22 protein-coding genes and 1 pseudogene are annotated in these 25353 nt (G+C 62.3%); 4 read left to right on the top strand and 19 right to left on the bottom strand.

Going from position 1 to position 25353, the window contains the following annotated elements; translation table 11 throughout:
- Window positions 1-121 precede the first annotated feature (121 nt).
- From AWB70_RS28810 to AWB70_RS39645, 4 genes are all read right to left on the bottom strand, one after another.
- Window positions 122-619, bottom strand: a complete 498-nt coding sequence (locus AWB70_RS28810; protein ID WP_053568750.1) for a gluconokinase — start codon at window positions 617-619, stop codon at window positions 122-124.
- Between the two features lie 10 nt (window positions 620-629).
- Window positions 630-1994, bottom strand: coding sequence for a GntP family permease (locus AWB70_RS28815; RefSeq protein ID WP_045451034.1), 1365 nt, complete (start codon window positions 1992-1994; stop codon window positions 630-632).
- Window positions 1995-2382: 388 nt separating this feature from the next.
- Window positions 2383-2820, bottom strand: a complete 438-nt coding sequence (locus tag AWB70_RS28820; RefSeq protein ID WP_053568751.1) for a YadA-like family protein — start codon at window positions 2818-2820, stop codon at window positions 2383-2385.
- Between the two features lie 22 nt (window positions 2821-2842).
- Entirely contained in the window at window positions 2843-2995 is a 153-nt protein-coding gene (locus AWB70_RS39645) for a hypothetical protein (protein WP_159680334.1), read from the bottom strand.
- Between AWB70_RS39645 and AWB70_RS39790 the strand changes: the two are divergent.
- Window positions 2934-5254: pseudogene (locus AWB70_RS39790) on the top strand (beta strand repeat-containing protein); the annotation flags it as partial. The gene AWB70_RS39645 and the pseudogene AWB70_RS39790 sit on opposite strands and share 62 nt — an antisense overlap.
- Here AWB70_RS39790 and AWB70_RS39745 read toward each other — a convergent pair.
- From AWB70_RS39745 to edd, 6 genes are all read right to left on the bottom strand, one after another.
- Window positions 5250-5510, bottom strand: coding sequence for an ESPR domain-containing protein (locus AWB70_RS39745; protein WP_075644239.1), 261 nt, complete (start codon window positions 5508-5510; stop codon window positions 5250-5252). The pseudogene AWB70_RS39790 and the gene AWB70_RS39745 overlap by 5 nt on opposite strands.
- A 405-nt stretch (window positions 5511-5915) precedes the next feature.
- Window positions 5916-7043, bottom strand: coding sequence for a DUF2827 domain-containing protein (locus tag AWB70_RS28840; protein ID WP_053568754.1), 1128 nt, complete (start codon window positions 7041-7043; stop codon window positions 5916-5918).
- 47 nt (window positions 7044-7090) lie between these two features.
- Window positions 7091-8218, bottom strand: a complete 1128-nt coding sequence (locus tag AWB70_RS28845; RefSeq protein ID WP_235024382.1) for a DUF2827 domain-containing protein — start codon at window positions 8216-8218, stop codon at window positions 7091-7093.
- Window positions 8219-8238: 20 nt separating this feature from the next.
- Window positions 8239-9381, bottom strand: coding sequence for a DUF2827 domain-containing protein (locus tag AWB70_RS28850; protein WP_321167007.1), 1143 nt, complete (start codon window positions 9379-9381; stop codon window positions 8239-8241).
- A 416-nt stretch (window positions 9382-9797) separates the two neighbouring features.
- Window positions 9798-10430: a bifunctional 4-hydroxy-2-oxoglutarate aldolase/2-dehydro-3-deoxy-phosphogluconate aldolase gene (eda, locus tag AWB70_RS28855; RefSeq protein ID WP_053568756.1), complete on the bottom strand. Its 633-nt coding sequence runs from the start codon at window positions 10428-10430 to the stop codon at window positions 9798-9800.
- A gap of 33 nt (window positions 10431-10463) precedes the next feature.
- The gene (gene edd / locus AWB70_RS28860) at window positions 10464-12416 is read right to left on the bottom strand and encodes a phosphogluconate dehydratase (protein ID WP_045451035.1); all 1953 of its coding nucleotides are present in this window, start codon (window positions 12414-12416) and stop codon (window positions 10464-10466) included.
- Window positions 12417-12709: 293 nt separating this feature from the next.
- On the opposite strand from edd, the gene AWB70_RS28865 reads away from it, so the two are divergent.
- Both AWB70_RS28865 and AWB70_RS28870 read left to right on the top strand, forming a co-directional pair.
- Entirely contained in the window at window positions 12710-13549 is an 840-nt protein-coding gene (locus AWB70_RS28865) for a MurR/RpiR family transcriptional regulator (protein WP_053568757.1), read from the top strand.
- 166 nt (window positions 13550-13715) lie between these two features.
- On the top strand, window positions 13716-15512 hold the full coding sequence (locus tag AWB70_RS28870; protein ID WP_143281718.1) for a glycosyl transferase family 1: 1797 nt from the start codon (window positions 13716-13718) through the stop codon (window positions 15510-15512).
- A 9-nt stretch (window positions 15513-15521) separates the two neighbouring features.
- Here AWB70_RS28870 and AWB70_RS28875 read toward each other — a convergent pair whose 3' ends face one another.
- From AWB70_RS28875 to AWB70_RS28915, 9 genes are all read right to left on the bottom strand, one after another.
- A complete protein-coding gene (locus AWB70_RS28875; RefSeq protein ID WP_053568759.1) occupies window positions 15522-15938 on the bottom strand; it encodes a CopD family protein in 417 nt (138 codons plus the stop codon).
- Between the two features lie 34 nt (window positions 15939-15972).
- Window positions 15973-17244 carry a glutamate-5-semialdehyde dehydrogenase gene (locus tag AWB70_RS28880; RefSeq protein WP_053568760.1) on the bottom strand — a complete coding sequence of 424 codons (1272 nt, stop codon included), beginning with the start codon at window positions 17242-17244 and terminating at the stop codon, window positions 15973-15975.
- Between the two features lie 111 nt (window positions 17245-17355).
- Entirely contained in the window at window positions 17356-18444 is a 1089-nt protein-coding gene (gene holA / locus AWB70_RS28885) for a DNA polymerase III subunit delta (RefSeq protein ID WP_053568761.1), read from the bottom strand.
- 21 nt (window positions 18445-18465) lie between these two features.
- Window positions 18466-19017 carry an LPS-assembly lipoprotein LptE gene (locus AWB70_RS28890; RefSeq protein ID WP_053568822.1) on the bottom strand — a complete coding sequence of 184 codons (552 nt, stop codon included), beginning with the start codon at window positions 19015-19017 and terminating at the stop codon, window positions 18466-18468.
- Window positions 19018-19058: 41 nt separating this feature from the next.
- Window positions 19059-21653: a leucine--tRNA ligase gene (gene leuS / locus AWB70_RS28895; RefSeq protein WP_053568762.1), complete on the bottom strand. Its 2595-nt coding sequence runs from the start codon at window positions 21651-21653 to the stop codon at window positions 19059-19061.
- A gap of 200 nt (window positions 21654-21853) precedes the next feature.
- The gene (locus AWB70_RS28900; protein ID WP_053568763.1) at window positions 21854-22306 is read right to left on the bottom strand and encodes an ExbD/TolR family protein; all 453 of its coding nucleotides are present in this window, start codon (window positions 22304-22306) and stop codon (window positions 21854-21856) included.
- A 12-nt stretch (window positions 22307-22318) separates the two neighbouring features.
- Window positions 22319-22984, bottom strand: a complete 666-nt coding sequence (locus AWB70_RS28905; RefSeq protein WP_014192253.1) for a MotA/TolQ/ExbB proton channel family protein — start codon at window positions 22982-22984, stop codon at window positions 22319-22321.
- Between the two features lie 15 nt (window positions 22985-22999).
- Window positions 23000-23797: a 4-hydroxy-tetrahydrodipicolinate reductase gene (gene dapB, locus AWB70_RS28910; protein ID WP_014192254.1), complete on the bottom strand. Its 798-nt coding sequence runs from the start codon at window positions 23795-23797 to the stop codon at window positions 23000-23002.
- A gap of 109 nt (window positions 23798-23906) precedes the next feature.
- Window positions 23907-24689, bottom strand: coding sequence for an outer membrane protein assembly factor BamE (locus AWB70_RS28915; protein WP_053568764.1), 783 nt, complete (start codon window positions 24687-24689; stop codon window positions 23907-23909).
- 175 nt (window positions 24690-24864) lie between these two features.
- On the opposite strand from AWB70_RS28915, the gene fur reads away from it, so the two are divergent.
- Window positions 24865-25293 (top strand): ferric iron uptake transcriptional regulator, encoded by a 429-nt coding sequence (gene fur / locus AWB70_RS28920; RefSeq protein ID WP_014192256.1) that lies wholly within the window; start codon window positions 24865-24867, stop codon window positions 25291-25293.
- Window positions 25294-25353 lie beyond the last annotated feature (60 nt).

The raw sequence follows: 25353 nt of genomic DNA on the forward strand, positions 1-25353 counted from the left end.
GAGTCGTGCGCTGTACTTGCTCATGAAAAAACACCCCAAATCGTTGAACGGGTGTCCAACTTTTGGGGTGCAGTTCAAATCCGGGGCTTTTTTCTTGGCGCTTACTGTCGCTTAACGACGGTTACTTACGCGTCTTCAGCTTTTCAATCACGTTGTCGACGATCTGCTCCGGCGTGAGCTCGATGCTCTCCGTGATCGCCTCGTCCTCGCCCGGCTCTTCGAGCGTGTCCAGCTGACTCTGCAGCAGCGACGGATCGAAGAAATGGCCCGTGCGCGAGCCCAGCCGTTCGCGCAGGATCTCCATGGTGCCGTGCAGATAGACGAAGCACACGTCCCGGTCGCCGTCGCGCAGGATGTCGCGATACGAGCGCTTGAGCGACGAACACGTGAACACCGCCGTCTCCCCCGCCCGCTGCTTCTCCTCGATCGCCGCGCGGATCGTCTTCAGCCACGGCCAGCGGTCTTCGTCGGTCAGCGGAATGCCCTTGTGCATCTTCTCCTTGTTCGCGGCGCTGTGAAACGCGTCGCCATCGGTGAACGCGCAGTGCAGGCGTTCCGCCAGCATCTCGCCGATGAGCGATTTGCCGGCGCCCGACACACCCATTGCGATCAGAATCATCGATTTCTCCTTACACGAACGCCGCAAGCACGAACGTCAGACCGAGGCCCATCAAGGAAATGATGGTTTCGAGCAACGACCACGTCTTGAACGTCTGGCCGACCGTCATCCCGAAATACTCTTTGATCAGCCAGAAGCCGCCATCGTTCACGTGCGAGAAGATGAGCGAGCCCGAGCCGGTGGCGAGCACCAGCAATTCGGGGCTCGTATGGCCGCCCGCCGCCGCGGCGATCGGGGCGACGATGCCGCACGCGGTCGTCATCGCGACGGTCGCGGAACCGGTCGCCAGACGAATCAGGGCGGCGACGAACCAGCCGAGCAACAGCGGCGACAGATGCGCCTGCGAAGCAGTGGCGACGATCTGCTGGGAAATGCCGCTGTCGCGCAGCACCTGCCCGAAACCGCCGCCCGCACCGACGATCAGCGTAATGCCCGCGATCGGCGCGAGACATTCGCCGCAGAACTTCTGAATCTGATCGCGGTTGAAGCCGCGCGCCGCGCCGAAGGTCCAAAAGCTGACCAGCACGGCGATAAGCAGCGCCATGTCCGATTGGCCGATGAAGCGCAGCAAGTCGTTCGGCAGGGTTTTCGGCGTGAAGACCAGATCCGCCCAGCTTCCGACGAGCATCAGAATGACCGGCAGCAGAATCGTGAACAACGTGATGCCGAAACTCGGCAATTCGCGTTTGACCGAGGTATCGCCGTGCTTTTCGGTGAACTGGTCGGCGAGCGCGTTGGCATCCGGCAGTTTGATGTACTTGTGGATCAGGAGCGCAAACAGCGGGCCCGCGACGATCGCGGTCGGCACGCCGACAATCAGACCGTAAGCGATCGTCTTGCCGATATCCGCGTGATATTGCTGCACCGCAAGCAACGCGGCCGGGTGCGGCGGGATCAGACCGTGCACGACCGAAAGGCCGGCGACCATCGGCAGACCGATCAGCAGCAGCGACTTGCCCGTGCGCTTGGCTACGTTGAACGCGATCGGAATCAGCAGCACGAAGCCGACCTCGAAGAACACCGGCAAGCCGACGATGATCGCGACGACCATCATCGCCCAGTGGATGTTCTTCTCGCCGAACAGATGGATCAGCGTATTGGCGATGCGCTCGGCGCCGCCCGATTCGGCCATCATCTTGCCGAGCATCGTGCCGAGGCCGACGACCACGGCGATATGGCCGAGCGTGTTGCCGTTGCCGGTTTCGAACGACTTCACGATTTTGTCCATCGGCATGCCGACCGCGAGCGCGAGCAGCACGGACACGATCATGAGGACGAGGAACGGGTAAACCTTATAGCGCGCGATCATCAGGATCAGAACCGCGATCGCGATCACCGCGTAGAGCAAAAGCATGCTCCCGTGGACGGCTGGCATAACGCCTCCTTTGATTTTGTTGAGGTTTTTGCGCTATGTATGCGTTTGCCGTCGCTGCACTGCACACCGCGGCAATGTCCGGCAAGCGCAAACACGGCGCTGGGCAACGGAATTTTACTTGTAAGCTGGGAAAGCGGCGGAAAAACGCGACAACTCGCCGGCGACGGGAATCGCGCCCGTTATCTCTCGGCGATCCGGTTTTCCAGATGCACAAAGAAAAATACCGACGCGCGGGCGTCGGTATTCAGAAAAGGCAAGTCGGGTCGACTCGCGTTGTACTCAGGAGCTGTCTTTCTCCCGAAGGTGACTTGGCTTAGCAACCGCCTGGATGATCACTTTTCAGTCGACCATCCAGGCTCTCCCGAACCGAGGCTCGGGATAAGTCGCCTTACCACCGGTACGACGCGTTTGCTCCGTACACCGTACCGTTGCGGCTCGTACCTGCCCCCGCCTTCAGCACCAGGTTTTGAGTAACGCGCAGGTTCAAAGCAACGGCGGCGGCCGCGTAGCCCTGATAAGACGCCCCACCCACACCAACCGACATGGCCTTGTCTTGGTCGATATTCGGAATCATCGCCATTGCAGCTGCCGCAGCGATACCCGAGTAGGCGGTACGCGCAACATTGGACACGTTGCTTTGCAGTGCGCCAACTTGCTGGTCAGTGTAGCTGTTGGACTCAGCCACTGCCTGGTTCAATTGGCCCACGTTGATAGCATCCATGGCCTGCGTACCGGCAGCCACGTTGGTGATTTGACGCTCGCTTCCCGCCGCGCCAACCGACACCGTGTTTGCACGATCCGCCACCGAGTTTGCACCCAGCGCCACGGAGTCGTCCGCCGCCGCCTTGCTACCCGCACCGATGGCCGTCCACCAGCATCAGTTCCATGTCGACCTCGATGTCGTCGTTGTCCGTTGCCTGGACCTCCGCGTCATCGAGCATGTCGACCGGCGTGTCATCGATCTCCTCTTCGTGGGGCTCGGCTTCGACCAGTCTCTCCACCGGCTACAGCTCGTTGTCGACCACATGGGCTTCGACTTCGTCGAGCATGTCGTCGAGCGTGAGTTCGATGTCCACGTCGGTCTCCTCGCTATCCACGGCGACAAACTCGCTGTCGTCGAGCGTCAGCACCGTTGGAAGCCGCGTGAACAGCTTGTCGACGGGGCTGAGTTCCCTGTCCGTTTCGGCGTCGACCGTTTACAGTTCGTTGTCGACCGGGCTTTCCACGACCAATAGCGCGGTAAGCAGTCTGTCCACCGGACTCGATACGACCAATAGTTCAGTAAGCAGCTTGTCCAGCGGGCTGAGCACCGCCAATAGCGCGGTCAGCAGTCTCTCGACCGGCCTGAGCACGACCAATAGTTCGGTCAGCAGTCTGTCCACGGGCCTGAGCACCGCCAACAGCGGCATTTCCAGCCTTTCGTCCGGCCTCAGCACCACGAACAGCTCGGTCAGCAGTCTCTCTACGGGCCTCAGTTCGACCAATAGCGCGGTCAGCAGCCTTTCTACGGGTTTGAGCACGACCAATAGTTCGGTGAGCAGCTTGTCGACGGGTTTGAGCACGACCAGCAGCCGTGTCGACAGTCTTTCCACGGGCCTGTCCACAACGAACACCGCGGTAAGCAGCGTTTCGACGGGTCTTTCGACCACCAATAGCGCGGTGAGCAGTCTCTCGACGGGTCTGTCCACCACCAACAGCGCGGTGAGCAGCCTCTCGACCGGTCTTTCCACAACGACCAGTTCGGTGAGCAGCCTTTCTACGGGCCTCTCCACGACCAACAGCTCGGTAACGAGCCTCTCGACGGGCCTGTCCACCACCAATAGTTCGGTGACGAGCCTCTCGACGGGCCTGATCTCGTTGTCGATAGCCTGTCGGCATCGACCTCCACGGGCATGAGCAGCTTGTCCACGGGCGTGAGCTCGCTATCGAGCAGCGTGAATTCGCTCTCGACGGGCATTAACTCCTTGTCCACGGGCGTGCGTTCGCTGTCGGTGTCGACCTCCACGGGTGTCAGCAGCTTGTCGACGGGCGTGAATTCGCTGTCGACGGGCATGAGCTCGCTGTCGGTTTCGACTTCCACGGGCATCAGCAGTCTGTCGACGGGCGTGGATTCGCTGTCGACGGGGCTGAACAGCCTGTCGGTTTCGACCGCCACGGGTATCAGCAGCCTGTCCACGGGTGTGAGTTCGCTGTCGGCGTCGACTTCTACGGGCATCAGCAGCTTGTCCACGGGCGTAAGCTCGCTGTCGACGGGCGTGAGTTCGCTGTCGGTGTCGGCCTCCACGGGCATCAGCAGCTTGTCGAGCAGTGTGTCGTCGCTGTCGACGGGCGTGAGTTCGCTGTCGGTGTCGACTTCCACGAGCATCAGCAGCCTGTCCACGGGCGTGAGCTCGCTGTCCACGGGCGTAAGCTCGCTCTCGACGGGCTTGAACAGCTTGTCGGCATCCGCCTCCACGGGTCTGAACAGCTTGTCGACGGGTGTGAACTCGCTGTCAGTGTCGACCTCCACGGGTCTGAGCAGCTTGTCGACGGGCGTGAGTTCGCTGTCGACGGGGCTGAACAGCCTGTCGGTTTCGACCTCCACGGGTATCAGCAGCCTGTCCACGGGCGTGAGTTCGCTGTCGAGCAGCGTGGATTCGCTCTCGACGGGCGTGAATTCGCTGTCCACGGGTGTGAGTTCGCTGTCGGTGTCGACCTCCACGGGCATCAGCAGCCTGTCGAGCGGTGTGTCGTCGCTGTCGACCGGCGTCAGCAGCTTGTCGGTGTCGACTTCCACGGGTATCAGCAGTCTGTCGACGGGCGTGAATTCGCTGTCGACTGGCATGAGCAGCCTGTCGGTTTCGACCTCCACGGGCATCAGCAGCCTGTCCACGGGCGTAAGTTCGCTGTCCACAGGCGTAAGCTCGCTCTCGACGAGCGTGAGCAGCTTGTCGGTGTCGACTTCCACGGGCATCAGCAGTCTGTCCACGGGCGTGAGTTCGCTGTCGACGGGCCTGAACAGCCTGTCGGCGTCGACCTCCACGGGCATCAACAGCCTGTCGACCGGTATGAGCAGCCTGTCGGTGTCGACCTCCACGGGCATCAGCAGCCTGTCCACCGGTGTGAATTCGCTGTCGACTGGCGTGAACAGCCTGTCGGTGTCGACCTCCACGGGCGTGAATTCGCTGTCGACTGGCGTGAACAGCCTGTCGGTGTCGACTTCCACGGGCATCAGCAATCTGTCGACGGGTATGAACAGCCTGTCGGTGTCGACCTCTAGCCGCCGGAACCCGACGAGGTACACGTCTGTACATACTGAGCCCAAGAAGGCGTTGCACCGAGAAGAAGCGCTACAGCGGCTCCGAATCCAGCCACAGCCTTGAAGGGAACGCTGGATGCCCTCTGCTCTTCCCGACCTCCGCCGATGCAATCCACTACTGCGCCAGAGTTTTTCTTGCCACACGCCATCGCGGTCTCCGCGACCGCGACGAACGTCCCTACCTTTTCATTCCAAATACTGCGGTATGACTTATTCATAAACCGAATTGACCCACTGAAAACGAGCGTCTCTTACAAACAAAAGGAAAACACCTTTGACCACTGCGCAGGATATTCGCGACGAATACGCACTTGAAGCGGACTCGTCCTAAAACGTCCAGCGCAGAAGCCGTCGGCAATAAAAAATATTTGATTCGGATTCTTTTCAGAAAAAACTGATTCGCATGGACGGCCACCATGCGTTTAACGTGGGCGTCTCGCGCTCTGTCGAACCAACGGCTCTGCGTCCCGCTACCGGTCCGCAGACGAATGGCGATGAGAATAAGAAGCGTGTTCGAGGTAAGGGCGGCCCGCCGATCGGGGCCGCAGGCCATCAACGCGAAAACGCTCCGGACGGATGGAAATCCGCTTCGGAGCGCTTGCCGGTTCTACCGGTGTGTCGCGTTAGCGCGCAGGTTTGCGCTGGAGCGCGTCGAGCAGCCGCGCGTAGGCTTCCGTCATCTCAGCCGCACCCGGAACGAAGCGGGAGATCGCTCGACGTTGCTCTGACTTGTAGTGGTCGGCATTCCGATCGTGTTGATCGATCGCTTCGACGACCCGCTGAGCACCGTGGCTGACTTTGTTGGCTTCGTAGTAATAGCCGAGATCCGTACACAACGTTGCGTTATGCACGAGCGGATACCCCTGCCAACAGACTTCGAGGTAAAAATAGTTCAACGGATTTTCCCATTGATGGGAAATCACGATATCCGTGCTTTCGGCCAGAAAGGCCGGCGTTTCATGCCTGCCAAGGAAAACCGCCTTGTGCTCACGGACGATATCCAACTGGTTCATCAGCGAAATAAATTCTTTGCAATTTATTGCAAGATGCTCGGCGTTCGTCACTTGCAGTCGCGCAATCGAATCCGGCCGCTCGCGATATGCCAATTCCGCAATCATCGCCGGATACAGACAGAATTTGACAACATTGATGTTCGGCTCCATGACGCTCAAACGCCTTGGGCCATCATGCGGCTGATATTCGCCTGACTGCGGGAACCGCTCCGTGCGCGCGTTCAGAAAGACCGGGCTCCAGATGAACGGCACGACCTGGGCGGTTTGCCGCCGCAACACTTCGAAATACGCCTGACTGATGTTGGCGACCTGGGGAATCATCCAGATATCGTCGTAACGCTGGTTGACGAACAGATGTTCACCAAAGCTCGGCTTGTTGAACAACACCGATTCCATTGCGTGAACGTACTCGAAGCCGCAACAGTACGATATGAGCCGGGCGCCGCGCCGCTTGAGATAGTCGGTAGCGGCTGGATCGATCTGCCCTCCGAGTTCGATCAGGACATCGACGTTGTCTTTTGCATCTTCGAACGTGACGGTGGGCCAGCGCTTCAGGTCCCAGGGCAGTTGATCGGTGATCGGCACGTTCGTCGTGTTGACGAGCACCGCGCTTTCGACATTCGGGCAATGACGCAGCGCTTCGGCCAGAAACACGGCGTTTTGTTTGATGCCATTGTTCCAGAGCGTCTCGGCCGCATGATGCAGGCCGATGGTGATTCCTATACGCAGTTTCTTCATTGCCCGTTACTCCAAGTACATCAATGCGAATTTGCTGAATTTGAAGGTCATGTTCTTGCGAAAACGGCTTCGATCGCTTCTGTGTAAATGCGTACGTTCTCTTCGCTCTCAGGATCGAGTTTGCGCAGGAACGCTTTCGCCGTTGCACGATAGTCGTCAAGGTTCGCGTCGTGCACTTCAAACGCGCGCCTGAGCGCCTGGCCACCCTCTTCGCAGTCGAAATCGTGATAGCGGTAGCCGCAATCGCCGATCAGGTGCGAGTTGTGGATCAACGGGTAGCCGCCGTACAGCGCCTCGTAGTACACGTAATTCTGGGCGTTTTCCCAATGATGGCTGACGACCGCATCCACCGACCGCGGCACGATCTGCGCAAACGGAAACCGCCCCTCGAAAGACGCGAGGCCGTGCTTGTTGATGTCCAGGCTTTGCGCGAATCCGACAAACGCCGCCTGATCCTTGAGCTTGAACGTGTTGTAGGCCCACACGCGCTCGATCATGTCCGGATTGGCCCGATGCGCCGCCTCGCACGCCAGCAACGGGATATAGCTCGTCTTGACCATGCAGACATTCGGCTCGAAGATGCCGACGCGCCAGCGGGAACGCCCCGGTTGATAGCCAAAGCTGAATTCCTGCGGCAGCTTTGCCGCTTCCCGTTCGAGCACGACCGGACTCCACAGGTGCGGCATGAGCTTCACCGGCGCGCGGAACAGCGTCTCGAAATAGGGCGCGCAGCTCGATTCATATTCGGGCAGGGTCCACACTTCGTCGTACGGAGCACCCGAGATCAGGAGCGCATGCTGAAGGTTGAAAACCATGCGCTCGATATCGATGACGTAGTCGTTGCCAACACGCATCGTGATGACCTTGCCGCCGCGCTCACGGAACTTCACCGACCATTCGCGGTTGAGCTGCGCGCTCATTTCGATCATCACGTCGAGCTTCGACATGGCCGTTTCCATATCGATGAGCGGCACCGGCGCATCGGAGAGGAAGCGCTTCGCATCCTCGGGACCGCCATCGCCGCCGCCCGCCACCAGGTAGGTGTTCTTGATCCGCGGCGAACGCATCAGAAGCATGACGAGGTAGAGGCAGTTCTGGAAGATGCCGTTTTCCCACAGCGATTGCTCGCCCTTGCGGATAAAAATCGACACGCCGACGTTGACCCGTTCGGGCATGCGGGATTTGCTTTGCTTTTTCATACGGCCAGCTTCGCCTCGCTACGGTTACAGAGGTGCAACAACCGGTCCGCGAAGGCATCCAGGTTGGCTTGATTGAACGGGTTCACGGAATCGATCACACGTTGCGCCCGTACGCGATATTCGCCGAGCGTCGCATCGTGCTCGCGCGCGGCTTTCAACAATTGATGCGAGCCCTTCTGGGCATCGAACGCGGGGTAGTAGTAGCCGGCGTCGAGCCACGGCGAGTTGTGGACCAGCGGATAGCCGCCGTAGAGCGCATCCAGATAGAGATAGTTCTGATCGTTGCCCCACTGGTGCGACACGATTGCATCGGCGAACTGCGACATGAAACCGACGATATCGTTGCGTCCGTGGAACGTAGCCTTGCCATCCTTCACGATATCCAGCGAATTGGCCATGTGCGTGAGCGTCGGATGGTCCTTCATGTGCATGGAGTTAAGAACGTGCATGTGCGAAACGCTCGAGCGATCGGCACGATACGCTTCCTCGCAGATCAGCATGGGGATGCTCGACGTCTTGACGACGGAAATGTTCGGTTCGAACATGGCGACGCGGAATTCCTGCGCGCTTGCGACTTCCGCGCGCGGCCGATAACCGTACTGCAACCCGTGCTCGTTCACTTCGGCGATGCGCCGCTCGAGAAATTGCGGATGCCAGATGAACGGCACGAGATGGACGTCGCACCGGTGCAGCGTGCGCATCATGGGGACCGAAAGGCGGTCTTTCGGCATGAGCCAGATTTCGTCATAACGATCCGGGCGCATGACATGAACCGGCTTCTCGAACACCGGCGCCTCGATGAGCCCCACGTACGGCTGGCCGCAGCAGTAATACACGACCTTCTTGCCACGGGCGCGCATCAGGTCGAGCCACGGCGTGTCGAGCGCGCCGCCCATTTCGAAAATCACGTCCACCGCATCGGTCGCGTCGTGGGTGCGCATGATGCGCAGGTTCTTCGATAAGGTGTCCACCTGCGGCGGCATGGCGTTCTGATCGCCAACGTCGATTAACGAAATGGTTTCGACGAAGGGCAGCTTTTGCAACGCTTCCGCCAGAAAAATCACATTCTGGCCCAAACCGTTTTGCCAGATGTTTTGCCCTTGATGAGTAACAACTGAAATTCCAATACGGATTTTCATCGAATCAGTATCCAATGACACAGCTTACGCGATTAGAAAATGGGAATTCGCCTAGTCGTTCGCTTAGGCACGGCGTCCGGCACGGAGCGCGAGGCTTTTCCAGAGAGACCAGAGTTCTTAACGAACCGTCTTTCGTATCAAATATATCGAAAAATTTTGAAAATTCCCAGCAAACGCGGGATTAATGAGACTTCTCTTATCAGAATCTCAAATCAGTCCGAGCCGCTTAATGACTCGTTTATTGCGCGTTTTTTTATTTTCTATTGCGCAGTTTGAATTTGAAATCGACAGCCGACTCGCAGCGGAAGGATCGAGACGAAAACAACGAGGTGGGGGCGCCGGCGACGAGTGGCCGGCAGGCATGAAAGCGGCGCGCACGCCCGCGATGGGGCAAGTGCGCGCCGTAGGTGATGCGCTTACTGATGCGGCGCGAGTTCGCTTGCCGCCCGTGCGAGCCGCGTGACTTCCGCCCAGTCCTGCGCGGCGAGCGCCGCTTTCGGCGTCAGCCACGATCCGCCGACGCACACCACGTTCGGTTGCGCGAGGAAGCTCGTCGCGGTTTCGGCCGTGATGCCGCCCGTCGGACAGATTTTCAGATTCGGAAACGGACCGTAGAAGGCTTGCAGCATCGGAATGCCGCCCGCCTGCTGCGCCGGGAAGAACTTGACGATCTCGTAGCCCAGTTCCATCGCCGTGATGATGTCGCTCGGCGTCATGACGCCCGGCAGCAGCGGCAATCCGGCGTCCTGCGCGGCCTTGTGCATGTCCTTCGTCAGGCCGGGCGACACGCCGAATTGCGCGCCCGCTTTCTTCGCCTGCGCGCAGTGCTCCGGCTTCGTGATGGTGCCCACGCCAACGACGATATCGTCCGCCAGTTGACTCGCGCGCTCGATCGCGGCGATGCCCGCCGCCGTGCGCAGCGTAATCTCCAGCACTTTCACGCCGCCCGCATGCAACGCGCGCGACACGTTTTCGCCCTGCTCGACCGAATCGAAAGCCAGAACCGGAATGACCGGCCCGAGACGCACGATTTCACTTACCGTTTTCATTGATGCTCCTTGTCTGTGCCTGATGGATGCCGCTCAGTGACGCGTGGCGTGCGCCTTGTTCAACGCCGATGCCGCCGCGCGCGCGTTTTCGCGCAGCGGATTGCGTTCGTGCCCGGGCGCCGTGGCATGGGCGTGGCCGTCGTGCGGCGACATCGCGCCGATCAGCGCGCCGAATACCGACGCACCCTCTTCCGCCGGCAACGCCGCGCTACGGAACACGCCGAACAGCTCGCGCCCGAAGCCCACTTCGTTCTCCGCCTGATGCAGCGGCGCCTGCACGTCGCGCGCGTCCCATTCCTTCGCGTCGATCTCGATGTCGAGCACGCCCGCGGGCGCGTCGATCACGAGCATGTCGCCCGTGCGCACCTTGCCGAGCGGTCCCTGCAACAACGCCTCGGGCGATACGTGAATGACCGCCGGCACCTTGCCCGATGCGCCCGACATGCGCCCGTCGGTAACGAGCGCGACGTGGAAGCCCTGATCCTGCAACACGCCGAGCAGCGGCGTCAAACGATGCAGCTCCGGCATGCCGTTCGCGCGCGCGCCCTGGAAGCGCACGACGGCGACGAAATCCCGCTTCAGCTCGCCCTTGTCGAAAGCCTCCTGCACTTGCTCCTGCGAATCGAACACGATGGCCGGCGCCTTCACCACGCGATGCTCCGGCGCGACCGCCGAAATCTTGATGACGCCCCGGCCGAGCTTGCCCTGCATCAGACGCAGGCCGCCGTCCGGCTGGAACGGCTCGCCGATGTGGCGCAGCACTTTCGTGTCGTGACTTTCCGGCGCGCCATCGACCCATTGCAGCTTGCCGTCGATGAGCTTCGGCTCCTTCGTATAGTGCGAAAGTCCGCGGCCTGCGACCGTCTGCACGTCTTCGTGCAGCAGCCCGCCTTCGAGCAGATTGCGCACGAGAAACGCGACGCCGCCCGCTGCGTGAAAATGATTCACGTCGGCCTTGCCGTTCGGATAGATCTTCGCGAGCAGCGGCACCACTTGCGAGAGTTCGTCGAAATCGTTCCAGTCGATCACGATGCCCGCCGCGCGCGCAATCGCGACCAGATGCAGCGTGTGATTGGTCGAGCCGCCCGTTGCCAGCAGCGCAACGATGCCGTTCACGATCGCTTTTTCATCGACGACATGGCCGATCGGCGTGTAGTTGCCGCGCTCCATCGTCAGGTCGAGCACGCGGCGCGCCGCCTCCGCGGTGAGCGCATCGCGCAGCGGCGTGTGCGGATGCACGAACGCCGCGCTCGGCAGGTGCAGGCCCATCACTTCCATCAGCATCTGATTGCTGTTGGCCGTGCCGTAGAACGTGCAGGTGCCGTGACTGTGATAAGCCGCCGCTTCCGCTTCGAGCAGCGCGCCGCGGTCGCACTTGCCGGTCGCGAATTCCTGGCGGACCTTGGCTTTTTCGTCGTTCGTGAGGCCGCTCGTCATCGGGCCTGCGGGCACGAAGATCGTCGGCAGATGGCCGAACTGCAGCGCGCCGATTGCCAGCCCCGGCACGATCTTGTCGCACACGCCGAGGCATAGCGCCGCGTCGAACATATTGTGCGTGAGCGCGACGGCCGTGCTCATCGCGATGACTTCCCGCGAGAACAGCGACAGTTCCATGCCCGCGTTGCCCTGCGTGATGCCGTCGCACATGGCGGGCACGCCGCCCGCGAACTGCGCGATGCCGCCGTGCTCGCGCGCCGCCTGCTTGATGATGTCCGGAAAACTCTTGTAGGGCGCGTGGGCCGAAAGCATCTCGTTATAAGACGAAACGATGCCGATGTTCGGCTCGCGCACCGCCTTGATCGCGAACTTTTCCTTGTCTTCGAGTCCGGCAAAGCCGTGCGCAAGGTTCGCGCACGACAATGCGCCGCGCGCGGGGAACATGCCGTGCGCGGCGTCGATGCGCGCAAGATAGGCCGCGCGCGTCGGCTTGCTGCGCTCGATGATGCGATCGGTGACTTTTTTGAGTTGCGAATGCGGGGAAACCATCGAAGCTCCTTCGTCTCACTCCCGGCGCGCCTGCCGTCGAGGTTGGTTGATCATTGCGAGGGACGGCGCTTGGTCTTCTATTTCGCCGTGTACGGGCATATTAGTAGAAAAACTACACGATGACAACGACGCTGCGATGCTATCTCGTTAAGCGACCGCATAGCCTGAGAACCTTGCGCATGCGAGAATCAGGGAAATCCCTGAGGCTTTGACGCGTTTGAAAATGTAGTATTTGTACAAGCTCGGTCATCGGCTATAGTCCCAAGCAATTTTCAGCATAGGCGAGATTTCCGATGTTGCTGTCCCAAGTCGAAGCGATGCGCGAACAACTGCGGCCGTCCGAGCGCAAGCTGGCGGACTATGTGCTGGAGGCGCCGCGCGAAGTGCTCGACCTTTCCATGACGGATTTCGCCGCGCGCGCGGGCGTGAGCCAACCGACCATCGCGCGGTTCTGCCAGGCGCTTGGCTTTTCCGGCTTCCGCGAATTCAAGATTCGCCTGGCGCAAGGCGTAGCAGCGGACGTTCCCACCGTGTATCGCGATGTGCGCGCGGACGAACCGCCCGCCGGCGTCGCCGCAAAAGTGCTCGACCGGACCATCGGCGCGCTGATTGCGGTGCGCAACAGCCTGTCGTCGGACAGCGTCGCTGCGGCCATCGCGATCCTCGCTGAGGCGCGGCGTATCGAGTTCTATGGCGCAGGCGGCTCGGGCATCGCCGCGCTCGACATGCAGCACAAGTTCTTCAAGCTCGGTGTGCCCTCGGTCGCCTACGCCGATCCGCACACCTACACCACCTCGGCTGCGCTGCTCGGCCCGGGCGATACCGTTATCGCGATCTCGAACACGGGCCGCACGAAAGACATACTCGACGCATGCAAATCCGCACTGAGCGGCGGCGCGAAAGTGATCGCGATCACCCACGGCAATTCTCCGCTCGCACGCTTGGCCACCGTAGGGCTATTTGCGAATGTCGATGAAGATACGGACATCTTTTCGCCCATGACCTCGCGCGTCTCGCATCTCGCGATCGGCGATATTCTGGTGGTCGGGCTGGCCCTCGCGCGTGGGCCGGCGCTGGCGGAGAAGCTCGCGGAAGCGAAGGACGTGCTGGAACGGCGGCGGGTCGACGCGTAGAGGCTCGACCGTTGGGAATGCGAGCGATTGCCGGTGGCGTTTCCACCTGTTTCGATCACTAGCGGCGTTTTCCGCGGTTTTCTCGGCATCACGAAACATGCAAGTCTTTTCTCTCGAACGTTTCGAATCCTGCATCGACGATGGCGCTTATGACGAAGCCATAGCGATGCTTTTTCGTCTCGATCAATTGCTGGGGCGCTGGCCTTATTACGATCTGGGCCGACTCCTATCCGAATCTCCCGCGGAACTGGCGGAGCGTGCTGACATGCAGCGCGAGCGCTTCACGATGAGCGCGTCCGCCGCCCTTGCACGCATGCTGTCCGGCGCTCGCTTCGAGATCACGGACACGCGAATGCTCCAATTGCTGGCTTTACGCCCGCGAATCTGGCAACTGTTCGGCGCGAGTGCAACGCGCAACGCTGACGCGGCCGCTGCGCGATTCCTCCCCGTCATCTCGCCGGATGGCACGGCATCGCTGCCCACCGACGACGCCGCAAAGCGACTCTGTTTGCTGCTCAGCCCGGAGTCGCGTCTGAGCATCGACATGCGCACGCTGTGGCAGTTGGATCGAAACGCGGCGGCCAATCTGTGCATCGGCATTGCTGGCGAGTTGTTTCCCGGCAGTGCAACGGCGCACGCAAGACGTGAGGAATGGCTGGACTGGATTGCCCTCCACATCGAGGAAATCGGCGACCTGAGCCGCGTGGAGGCAAGTGGCTTGTTCGCCCTCTACATGCATTGCACTTACGCCTCGACTGCCCGGCGCCATGCGGTCAAGCGCGGCATCAATGCGCTCGTACGGGCGAAACTCGACCAGTTTGGATTTACGGATCTCGCAGTCTCTGGCGGCGAACGCCCGATCGAAAAAGCCCGGCCGCTCATGCTCGTCGTGGCGGAGCGTTTCGTCCGCGGGCATTCGATTATGCGAACGCATTCCCGAACGCTTGCGGCCGCCCGCGAGCACTTCGAACTGGTGGCGCTCTGCCCGCCCGATTCCATCGGCGACGATGGACGCAGTCTGTTCGATCGAACCTACGATCTGCCTTCGCTCGCCGACCTTCCCGGTTGCGTCCGGCAGGTCCGGGAGTTCGCGGAGAAAGAGCGTCCGGATGTCCTCTACATGCCGAGCGTGGGCATGTCGCCGTTGACGCTCTTCTTGTCGAATCTTCGCGTTGCGCCGCTTCAGATCGCCGGACTGGGCCATCCTGCGACGACGCATGCTCAAAGGATCGACTACATCAGCGTCGAGGATGACTTCGTGGGCGATCCCGAGTGCTTCAGCGAGAAGCTCTTGCGATTACCGAAGGACGGACAGCCCTATCAGCCGTCCGCTCTGCTCGAAATGTTCACGCCGGGCGTTCCCCCGCAACGCCAGCGCACGCATATCGCCGTGGCAGCCAGCATGATGAAGCTCAATCCCCGCTTCCTGGACGCATGCAGGGCCATCGTCGAGCGATGCGCGAATATCCATCTGCATTTCCTCACGAGCGGCAGTGCGGTTTTCACCCTCATGCACTTGAGCTGGCTGCTCGATCAGACGCTGCCCGCCGGAAGTTTCACGATCCACGGCTTCGAGCCTTATCCCGAGTACATACGCAGCCTGAACCAGATGGACATGTTTCTGAGTCCGTTTCCATTCGGCAATACCAACGGAATCGTCGATGCGTTCACCGTCGGGTTGCCCGGTGTCTGCAAAACCGGAGCGGAGGTGTTCGAACGCATCGACGGCGCATTGTTCGCGCGGGCGTGGATGCCGGGATGGCTAGTGGCGGATACGGTGGAAGAATATGTCGATGCGGCCGTGCGCCTCGCCACGAATCGCAGGGAACGCGAATCGCTGCGATCGAGCATGCTCGAACGAAATGTCGTTCAACGTCTGTTCGAAGGCCGTCCGGAGGTTTTCGGAGAAATGGTGCTGGACCTCGTGAACCCGCCTATCCCGGGAGAAACGCCGCCGGTTTGAAGCCGCTGCTCAAAACGGCTTGATCACCACCAGCAGCGTCGCGCCGAGCAAACCGAGCACGGGCAGTTCGTTGTACATCCGGTACCACTTGTCCGAGCGCGTGTTCTCGCCGCGCTGAAACGTACGCAACAAGCGGCCGCAGTACGCGTGGTAAGCGATCAAAAGCACGACGATGCCGAGCTTCGCATGCAGCCACCCCTGCCCCGCGCCGATTCCGACGACGAGCCACAGCCACAGTCCGCACGCGAGCGCGGGCACCGCGATGAACGTCATGAAGCGAAAGAGTTTCTTCGCCATCAGCAGCAGACGCGCGGTGGCCGCCGGATCGGTTTCCATCGCCAGATTCACGAAGATTCGCGGCAGATAAAAGAGCCCCGCGAACCACGAGGCGATCAGCACGATATGCAGCGATTTAATCCAGAGCATCGTTCTCGATTGTTATTGGTGGCTTACTGGCGACTCACTGACGAATCTCGCCGCGTCCCAGCACCACGTATTTGAGCGATGTCAGGCCTTCCAGCCCAACCGGCCCACGCGCGTGCAGCTTGTCGTTCGAAATGCCGATTTCCGCGCCCAGGCCGAATTCGAAGCCGTCCGCAAAGCGCGTCGACGCGTTGACCATCACGCTCGCCGAATCGACTTCGCGCAGGAAACGCATGGCGCGGTCGTGATCTTCGGTGACGATCGCGTCCGTGTGATGCGAGCCGTAAGTGTTGATGTGCTCGATCGCCTCGTCGAGGCCGCCGACGATCTTGATCGACAACACCGGTGCAAGATATTCCGTGCTCCAGTCTTCCTCAGTCGCGTCGACGAGCGAGCCGACGTTCGCCGCTTCCAGCACCGCGCGCGCCTCGGCATCGACGCGCAATTCGACGTCTTTCGCCTGAAATGCCTGCGCGAGTTGCGGCAAGGCCTGCTGCGCGATCCCGCGCGCGACCAGCAGCGTTTCCATCGTGTTGCAGGTGCCGTAGCGATGCGTCTTCGCGTTGTCGCAAATAGCTGCGGCCTTCGCGAGATCCGCGCGGTCGTCGACGTAGACGTGACAGATGCCGTCGAGGTGCTTGATCATCGGCACGCGCGATTCTTCCATCAGACGCGCGATCAGGCTCTTGCCGCCGCGCGGCACGATCACGTCGACGAATTCGGTCATGGTGATGAGCTTGCCGACCGCCGCGCGATCCGCCGTCTCCACGACCTGCACCGCGTCCTGCGGCAACCCGGCCGCGCTCAGCCCGACGCCGATCAGCTTCGCGAGCGCGGTGTTGCATTCGAGCGCCTCGGAGCCGCCGCGCAAAATCGTGGCGTTGCCGGACTTGAGACACAGCGCGGCAGCATCGATCGTCACGTTCGGACGCGATTCGTAAATGATGCCGATGACTCCAAGCGGCACGCGCATCTGCCCGACCTGGATGCCGCTCGGACGGAACTTGAGCCCGCTGATCTCGCCGATCGGATCTGCGAGCGCGGCAACCTGGCGCAAGCCTTCGATCATCGTGTTCAGCGCCTTGTCGGAGAGCGTCAGGCGGTCGATGAAGGCTGCGTCGTGGCCCTTTTCTCGGGCGCGGGCGAGATCGCGCGCGTTCGCCTGCTTGAGGGCCTCACGCTCACGTTCGATCGCCTCGGCGACCGCCAGCAGCGCGGCGTTCTTCGCGGCCGTCGACGCACGCGCCATCGCGCGCGACGCCGCACGTGCGCGGCGGCCGAGGTCGGTCATGTATTGATCGATGTTCATCGTGGGGTTCTCAGCGCGTTTCGGGCGGCATCCGTTTCGATGCGAATACAGACACCCAGGAGGATGATTCTAAGCCGTTGCGCGAATTGCAACAGCCTGCAACAAAGCGTCCTAGCGACGCGGTCGCGGCGCGGGCGCCGCCTGCGCTGGCTTGCCGCCCGCGACGGCCATCGCCAGTTCGAACATGCCGGCCCACGGATCGGGCGGCGGCTCGCTGCCGCGCTTGCCCGTGCTGCCCGACAGGCCTTTCACCTGCCGATCCAGCCGCGCCGCGAGCGACAGCGCCTTTTCCAGCGCGTCATCGGTCACACGCGAGAGCGCCGGACCGATCAGCCGTTCGCGCGGCCCCCAGACGCGGTTCTCGCGCAGAAGCGTGGCAAGCGGCTTGCCCGCCGCGACGCCGCGCTTGATGCGCAAGAGCGTGCGCACTTCCTCGACGAGCGCCCACAACACGAGCACCGCGGCCTCGCCCTCGCCCTTCAGGCCATCGAGCATGCGCGCGAGCCGGCCGACATCGCCGGTCAGCATGGCCTCGTTGAGCTTGAAGACGTCGTAGCGCGCGACGTTCAGCACGGCGTCGTGGATCTGCTCGAAGGTGAGCACGCCTTCGGGATACAGCAGCCCGAGCTTCTGAATTTCCTGATGCGCGGCAAGCAGATTGCCTTCCACCCGTTCCGCGATGAACGACAGCGCGCGCCGCCCTTCCTCGCCGGGCGCGACGCGCTGACCTTGCTGCGCGAGGCGCTGGCCGACCCACATCGGCAATTGCGCACGTTCGATCGGATCGATCTTCAGCGCGACGCCCGCGCCGGTCAACGCCGTGAACCACGCGGTTTTCTGCGTCGCGCCGTCCACGCGCGGCAGGGTGACGAGCGTGACCACGTCGGGGTTGTCGGCGGCGGCGAGCGTCTTCAGCGCTTCGCCGCCTTCCTTGCCCGGCTTGCCCGTCGGAATGCGCAGTTCGATGAGTTGCCGGTCGCCGAAAAGCGACATCGACTGCGTCGCGCCGATGAGCGCGCTCCAGTCGAAACCGCGCTCGACGGTGAACACCGCGCGGTCGGTGAAGCCGCCCGCGCGCGCCGCCGCCCGAATGCGGTCGCACGCTTCCTGCGCGAGCAGATGCTCGTCGCCGTAGACGACATACAGACCCTTCAGGCCTTTCGCGAGGTGCGCTTCGAGCGCGTCGAGCTTCAGTTGCATGTGCCGGTCGATTGCGGTCGATCAGAGCGGCGGCACCGGCAGCGGCGCCCGCGGCGCGATGCCCGGCGTCTGCTCGCCCGGCGCCGGATGCAGCGAGCGCACCGTGGCGAGCCGGCGCGTCAACTGATCGACGGCGTCGTTGCGCATGTCGTTGTAGAGCAGCGTCGCCTCCTGCGATTTCGCGAGCGTGTACTGATCGCTATATGTCATCGAGCGATTCAGCGCGATGGCGCTCGGCGGAATCAGCACCGTGCCGTCGGCGCCGGTCAGGAAATAGTTCAGGTTGTAGACCAGTTCGTATTCCTGCACCACGCCTTGCGCGTTCAGGCTGAGCGTGCGCAGGCCCTGGCCTTCCGACAGATTGAGGGTCGCCTCGGGCTTCTCGGACGGCCGGACGATCACCGTGTCGCTGCCGCCCTGAACCATGCGTTCGAGGCGCGCGACCATCTGCGGCGTGCCGCCCGCGATCGCGAGCCGCTTGAACGCGTAATCCTGCTGGCCGCGCAACTGGAAGCCGCACGCGGACAGCGCCGCCGCGCCGCCCAGCAGCGCCAGAAACGAGCGTCTGCTCATGCCGGCTTCACGATTCACATCGACTCCCCTGATCTTGCGCATCAGACGACCACGTTCACGAGACGTCCCGGCACCACGACGACCTTTTTCGGCGCGCGGCCTTCCGAGAACTTTTCGAACATTTCATGCGCGATGGCGGCCTGTTCGATGCTCTCGCGCGACGCATCCTTCGCGACCGTCAGCGCGCCGCGCACCTTGCCGTTGACCTGCAGCACGAGCTCGATCTCCGATTGCTCCAGCGCGGCTTCGTCGACTTTCGGCCAGGGCGCGTCGAGCAGCGGACCGAATTCCTTCTCGTAGCCGAGTTCGGACCACAACTGGAACGTCAGATGCGGCACGACCGGATACAGCACGCGCAGCAGCACGCCGAAGGTTTCATTCAGCAGGCCTTCGCCCGCGCTCTTCGCGCCTTCGAGCGCGTTGAGCATCTTCATCGCCGCGGAGACGACCGTGTTGTACTGCAGGCGGCCGTAGTCGAAATCGGCCTGTTTGAGCACGGTGTAGATTTCGCGGCGCAGCGCACGGCCGGCGTCGTCGAGCTTCGAGGCGTCGAGCTTCGCGTGATGGCGCAGCGCCTCGGCATTGCCGTGAGCGAAGTGCCACACGCGGCGCAGGAAACGGCTCGCGCCTTCCACGCCCGCGCCCGACCATTCGAGCGACTGCTCGGGCGGGGCCGCGAACATCACGAACAGGCGCGCGGTGTCCGCGCCGTATTGATCGATCAGCGTCTGCGGATCGACCCCGTTGTTCTTCGACTTCGACATCTTCTCGACGCCGCCGAGCACGACCGGCTGACCATCCGCGTTCAGCGTCGCGCCGGTCGGACGGCCCTTGTCGTCGTGCGTGACGGTGACATCGAGCGGGTTGTACCAGGTCTTCTTGCCCGACGCGTCTTCACGATAGAACGTTTCGTTCAGCACCATGCCCTGCGTGAGCAGGTTCTTCGCCGGTTCGCCGAACTTGACGAGGCCCATGTCGCGCATGACCTTGGTCCAGAAGCGCGAGTACAGCAAGTGCAGAATCGCGTGCTCGATGCCACCGATGTACTGATCCATCGGCATCCAGTAGTCGGTGCGCTCGTCGACCATCGTCTTGGCATCCGGCGCGCTGTAGCGCGAGAAGTACCACGACGAATCGACGAACGTGTCCATCGTGTCGGTTTCGCGCTTGGCCGCCGCGCCGCACTTCGGGCACGCGCAGTTCAGGAACGCTTCGGATTTCGCGAGCGGATTGCCCGTGCCGTCCGGCACGAGATCTTCCGGCAGCACGACGGGCAAATCCTTCTCCGGCACCGGCACGTCGCCGCAGCTCGGGCAGTGGATGATCGGAATCGGCGTGCCCCAGTAACGCTGGCGCGAGATGCCCCAGTCACGCAGACGCCACGTGACCTGCTTGTCGCCGAGATCCTTCGCTTTCAGGTCCGCGGCGATCGCGTTGATCGCTTCTTCCGTGGTCATGCCGTCGTACTTGCCGCTATTGATCAGCCTGCCCGCGGTCTTGTCGCCGTACCATTCTTCCCAGGCGTCGGTCGAATACGTCTTGCCTTCGATCTCGATGACCTGATTGATCGGCAAGCCGTACTTCTTCGCGAACGCGAAGTCGCGCTCGTCGTGCGACGGCACGCCCATGACCGCGCCTTCGCCGTAGGACATCAGCACGTAATTGCCGATCCACACCTCGACCTGAGCGCCCGTCAGCGGATGCGTAACGAAGAAGCCGGTCGGCACGCCCTTCTTTTCCATCGTCGCGACGTCGGCTTCCGCGACGCCGCCGCGCTTGCATTCGTCGATGAACGCCTGCAAGTCGGCGTTATCGCGCGCGAGGCGCGTGGCGAGCGGATGCTCTGCCGCGACCGCCGCGAAGGTGACGCCCATGATCGTGTCGGCGCGCGTAGTAAAGACGCGCAGCAGTTTCGCTTCGCCGTCGATTTCATACGGGAAGCCGAAGTTCACGCCGAAACTCTTGCCGATCCAGTTCTGCTGCATGATCTTGACGCGCTCGGGCCAGCCGAGGCCTTCGAGATCGTCGAGCAGTTGATCCGCGTAATCGGTGATGCGCAGGTAGTACATCGGGATTTCGCGCTTTTCGACGAGCGCGCCCGAGCGCCAGCCGCGCCCGTCGATGACCTGTTCGTTCGCGAGCACGGTCTGATCGACCGGGTCCCAGTTCACCGTGCCCGTTTTCTTGTACGCGATGCCCTTTTCGAGCATCTTGAGGAACAGCCACTGGTTCCACTTGTAGTAATCCGGCGAGCAGGTGGCGACTTCGCGCGACCAGTCGATGGCGAGACCCATCGACTGCATCTGCTTCTTCATGTACGCGATGTTCTCGTACGTCCACTTCGCCGGCGGCACGTGGTTGGCCATCGCCGCGTTTTCCGCGGGCATGCCGAACGCGTCCCAGCCCATCGGCATCAGCGTGTTGTAACCGTTCATGCGCAGATAGCGGTACATCACGTCGTTGATGGTGTAGTTGCGCACGTGCCCCATATGCAGCTTGCCCGACGGATACGGCAGCATCGAGACGCAGTAGAACTTGGGCTTGGCCGACGTCTCGGTCGTCCGGTAGACGTCGTTCGCGCGCCAGTTGCTCTGCGCGGCGGATTCGACGTCGGCGGGTACGTATTTATCGTGCATGGTGTGGTTTGGCTTTCGGCAAATGCTGGGAACGGACCTCGGGACCGGCCGCTTTCGCTTCAGTGCGTCGGGCGGCGAGTCCAAGCGCTGCGGCATTGCTGACACGGCGCGGCGTCGGAATTCGGGCCTGCTGGCCGTAGCCAAGCCCGCCGAACGGGGAAATCGCGATTATACCGTTCGATGCGCGGCAACTCGCGCGCTTATTGCGCCGGGGCCTGCGCCTGGCTTTTTGCCGGCGGCCGCACTGGCTGCGTGACGAAACCGATGCGTTCCAGCCCCGCCCCCTGCGCCGCGCCCATCACCTGAGCGATGACGTCATAACGCGTCGCGCCCGACGCGCGCACATGCAGCTCCGGCTTCTGCGCCGCCTTCCCCGCCTCGGCGAAGCGCGCGCGCATCTGATCGAAACTGACCGGCGTATCGTTCCAGAAAAGCTTGCCGGCGTCGTCGATGGAAAGTGTGATGGTCTGCGGCGTCTCGCGCACGGGCTGCGACGCGACCTTGGGCAAATCCAGCCGGATCGCGTGCGTAAAGAGCGGCGCGGTGATGATGAAGATGACGAGCAGAACGAGCATGACGTCGATGAGCGGCGTCATGTTGATATCCGCCATCGGCTGGCCGTTGGATTGCTTGTCGAGTCCGCCGAACGCCATCGCCGCGCGCTCCTACTCCGCCGGGCCGCAGACGAACGCGTGCAGATCGTGCGCGAAGCCGTCGAGCTCCTCGGAAATCTGCCGCACGTAGCGGCCAAGCACGTTGTACGCGAGCACGGCGGGGATTGCGACCACGAGCCCGAACGCCGTCATGATGAGCGCCTCGCCGACCGGCCCGGCGACGTTTTCGATCATCGCCTGCCCGCTCGACGCGATGCTGCCGAGCGCGTGATAGATGCCCCACACGGTGCCGAGCAAGCCGACGAACGGCGCCGTGCTGCCCACCGATGCGAGCAGAACCTGGCCGAATTCGAGCCTTCGTTGCGAACGCAGCAAAGCGTGGCGCAGTGCGCGCAGCACGCGCTCGCTACGCTCGACGCGCGCGAGCATGGCGCCGGGCATCTCGGCTTCGGACGCGCGCCACGCGGCTTCGGCGAGCGGCAGGAACACGCGCTCGCGATCCGCGCGCTGCAAGGCGCCGATGCCGTCTTTCAGGTTCGCCGCCTGCCAGAAGCGTTGCAAGGCGCGCGGGCCCTGCCACTTCGCGCGCGCGAGAATCCACGCTTTCACGAGCAGGAAGCACCAGCTCGCGAGCGACATGGCGAGCAGCAGGCCGGCGACCGCGTGCGTGACGGCATCGCCGGATTGCAGATAGTGGATAACGCCCGTTGCGGCCATCGTCGAAAGCAGCGATCAGCGCAGGCCGAGCACGTCCTGCATGTCGAAGAAGCCCTTGTCGTGCCCTTGCAGGAAACGCGCGGCGCGCAGCGCGCCCTGTGCGTACGACAGGCGGTTCGCCGACTTGTGCGTGATCTCGACACGCTCGCCGATGCCCGCGAAGAGCACCGTGTGATCGCCGACGATATCGCCGCCGCGAATCGCGGAGAAGCCGATGGTCGACGGATCGCGCTCGCCCGTCACGCCTTCGCGCGCGTACACGGCGCAGTCCTTCAGATCGCGGCCGAGCGCATGGGCGATGACTTCGCCCATCGCGAGCGCCGTGCCCGACGGGGCATCGACCTTGTGCCGGTGATGCGCCTCGATCACCTCGATGTCGTAACCCTGCGCGAAATGCTTCGCGGCGAATTCGAGCAGCTTGAGCGTGACGTTCACGCCGACGCTCATGTTCGGCGCGAACACGACGCCGATCTTCTCGCCCGCCTTGTGGAGTTGCGCCTTCTGCTCATCGGAGAAACCGGTCGTACCGACGATCATCTTCACGCCGTGGCGCAGCGCCGCTTCGAGATGCGCGATCGTGCCTTCGGGGCGCGTGAAGTCGATCAGATAATCGGCATCGGCAAAGACGCGCTCGATGTCGTCGGTCAGCAGCACGCCCGTGGTCTTGCCGAGGAACGCGCCCGCATCTTGCCCGAGCTGCGGCACGCCCGGCCGGTCGAGTGCGCCGGCGAGTTGCGCGTCCGGATCGTTGAGAACGGTTTCGATCAGCATCCGGCCCATGCGGCCCGATGCGCCGGCGATGGCGATCTTCATGGCTGTCTCTCGATGAGTCGCGCGACGAACGCGCGGCGAATGATGCGGCTGTGCCCTTCCGGCGCGAAGCGCGCCGTGAGGGACGCGCTTCGCGGCCAGAGAGCCGTGTTTATTGCGGCATGGTGAACTGCGTCTGGCCGCTTGCGTTGGCCGGTGTCGGCGACGTGCTCGCCGGCCCCACCGCGCTGCTGTCCGGAATGTTGATCGTCTGCGGCCGGCGCTGCAATTGAATCTGCGAATTGCTGCCGGAACTGCTGTTCGATCCGGGCGCGCCGCCCGAGGTCGTCGGCGCATTGCTGAACGCGGACGAACGCTGACGGCCGGTAGGCATGTCCACTTGCGCCGTCGCGCGGTTGGCGGCCTGGGCGGCTTCCTGATTGGCGTCGCCTGCGAAGGCCGCGGAAGCGTTCGGCTGCGTGGACGGCTCGCCGACCGGCGCAGTCACGGCCACCGACGACGACGCGGGCGACGCCGCGGGAACCGGCTTCGCGACCTTGACGCCCTTGTCGCCGTCGATTTCCGCGAGCAGCTCCAGGTTCGACGGAAGGTTCTCGCCGCCCGACCAGCTCACGACCCGGTCGCTCGCGAAGTTCACGACGAAATCACGCTGCTGCACGATGGACGTCGATCCGCGCTTGAAGTAGAACACGTAGTCCCAGCGGTCCGCGTGAAACATGTCGGTCAAAAGCGGCGTGCCGAGCAGTTGCTTCACCTGGTCGCGCGACATGCCGACCTGCATCTGACTAGCCGCTTCCTGCGAAACGAAGTTGCCCTGCACGACCGTGATCCGATACGGTGTGATGCTTTGCGCGATCTTCTGCGTAACGCTGTCGTACGCCGAACAGCCGACGAGCAATGCGGCCAAGGTTGCTGCAATCACGGTTCCCCGCATGCGACGGCTCTCCCTGCAATTCGATAAAGATTTTGAAAACATTTGACCTTTCACGCGAGACGCGCCGAGGCCGCGCCCCTTTCGTCCGATTCGCCTTGACTCCTCACGGGATGTCAGGAATTGGAAAAACGCATTACTATGAGAACCTTGAATTGTACTCTAGGGATGCCTAGCCATGACCAATCCCGCCGATCTCAAAAATATCGGGCTCAAGGCGACCCTGCCCCGCCTCAAGATTCTCGAAATTTTTCAGCATAGTCCGGTGCGCCATCTGACCGCCGAAGACGTGTATCGAAGCCTGCTCAACGAAGAGCTGGATATCGGTCTCGCCACGGTTTATCGCGTGCTTACGCAGTTCGAGCAAGCCGGCCTGCTTTCGCGAAGCAATTTCGAATCGGGCAAGGCCGTATTCGAGCTCAACGAGGGATCGCATCATGATCACCTCGTGTGCATCGACTGCGGCCGTGTCGAAGAGTTCTTCGACGCCGAGATCGAACGCCGTCAGCAATCGATCGCGAAGGAACGCGGCTTCAAGCTCCACGAGCATGCGCTCGCGCTGTACGGCACGTGCACGAAGGAAAACTGCCCGCACCGCAAGCACTGAGCGTCGCGCGCCGGTTTTATCGGCGTCGAAAAGAAAACCGCCGTCCATCTCGCGATGGAC

Source organism: Caballeronia cordobensis (assembly GCF_001544575.2).
In the GTDB taxonomy this organism is placed as follows: domain Bacteria; phylum Pseudomonadota; class Gammaproteobacteria; order Burkholderiales; family Burkholderiaceae; genus Caballeronia; species Caballeronia cordobensis.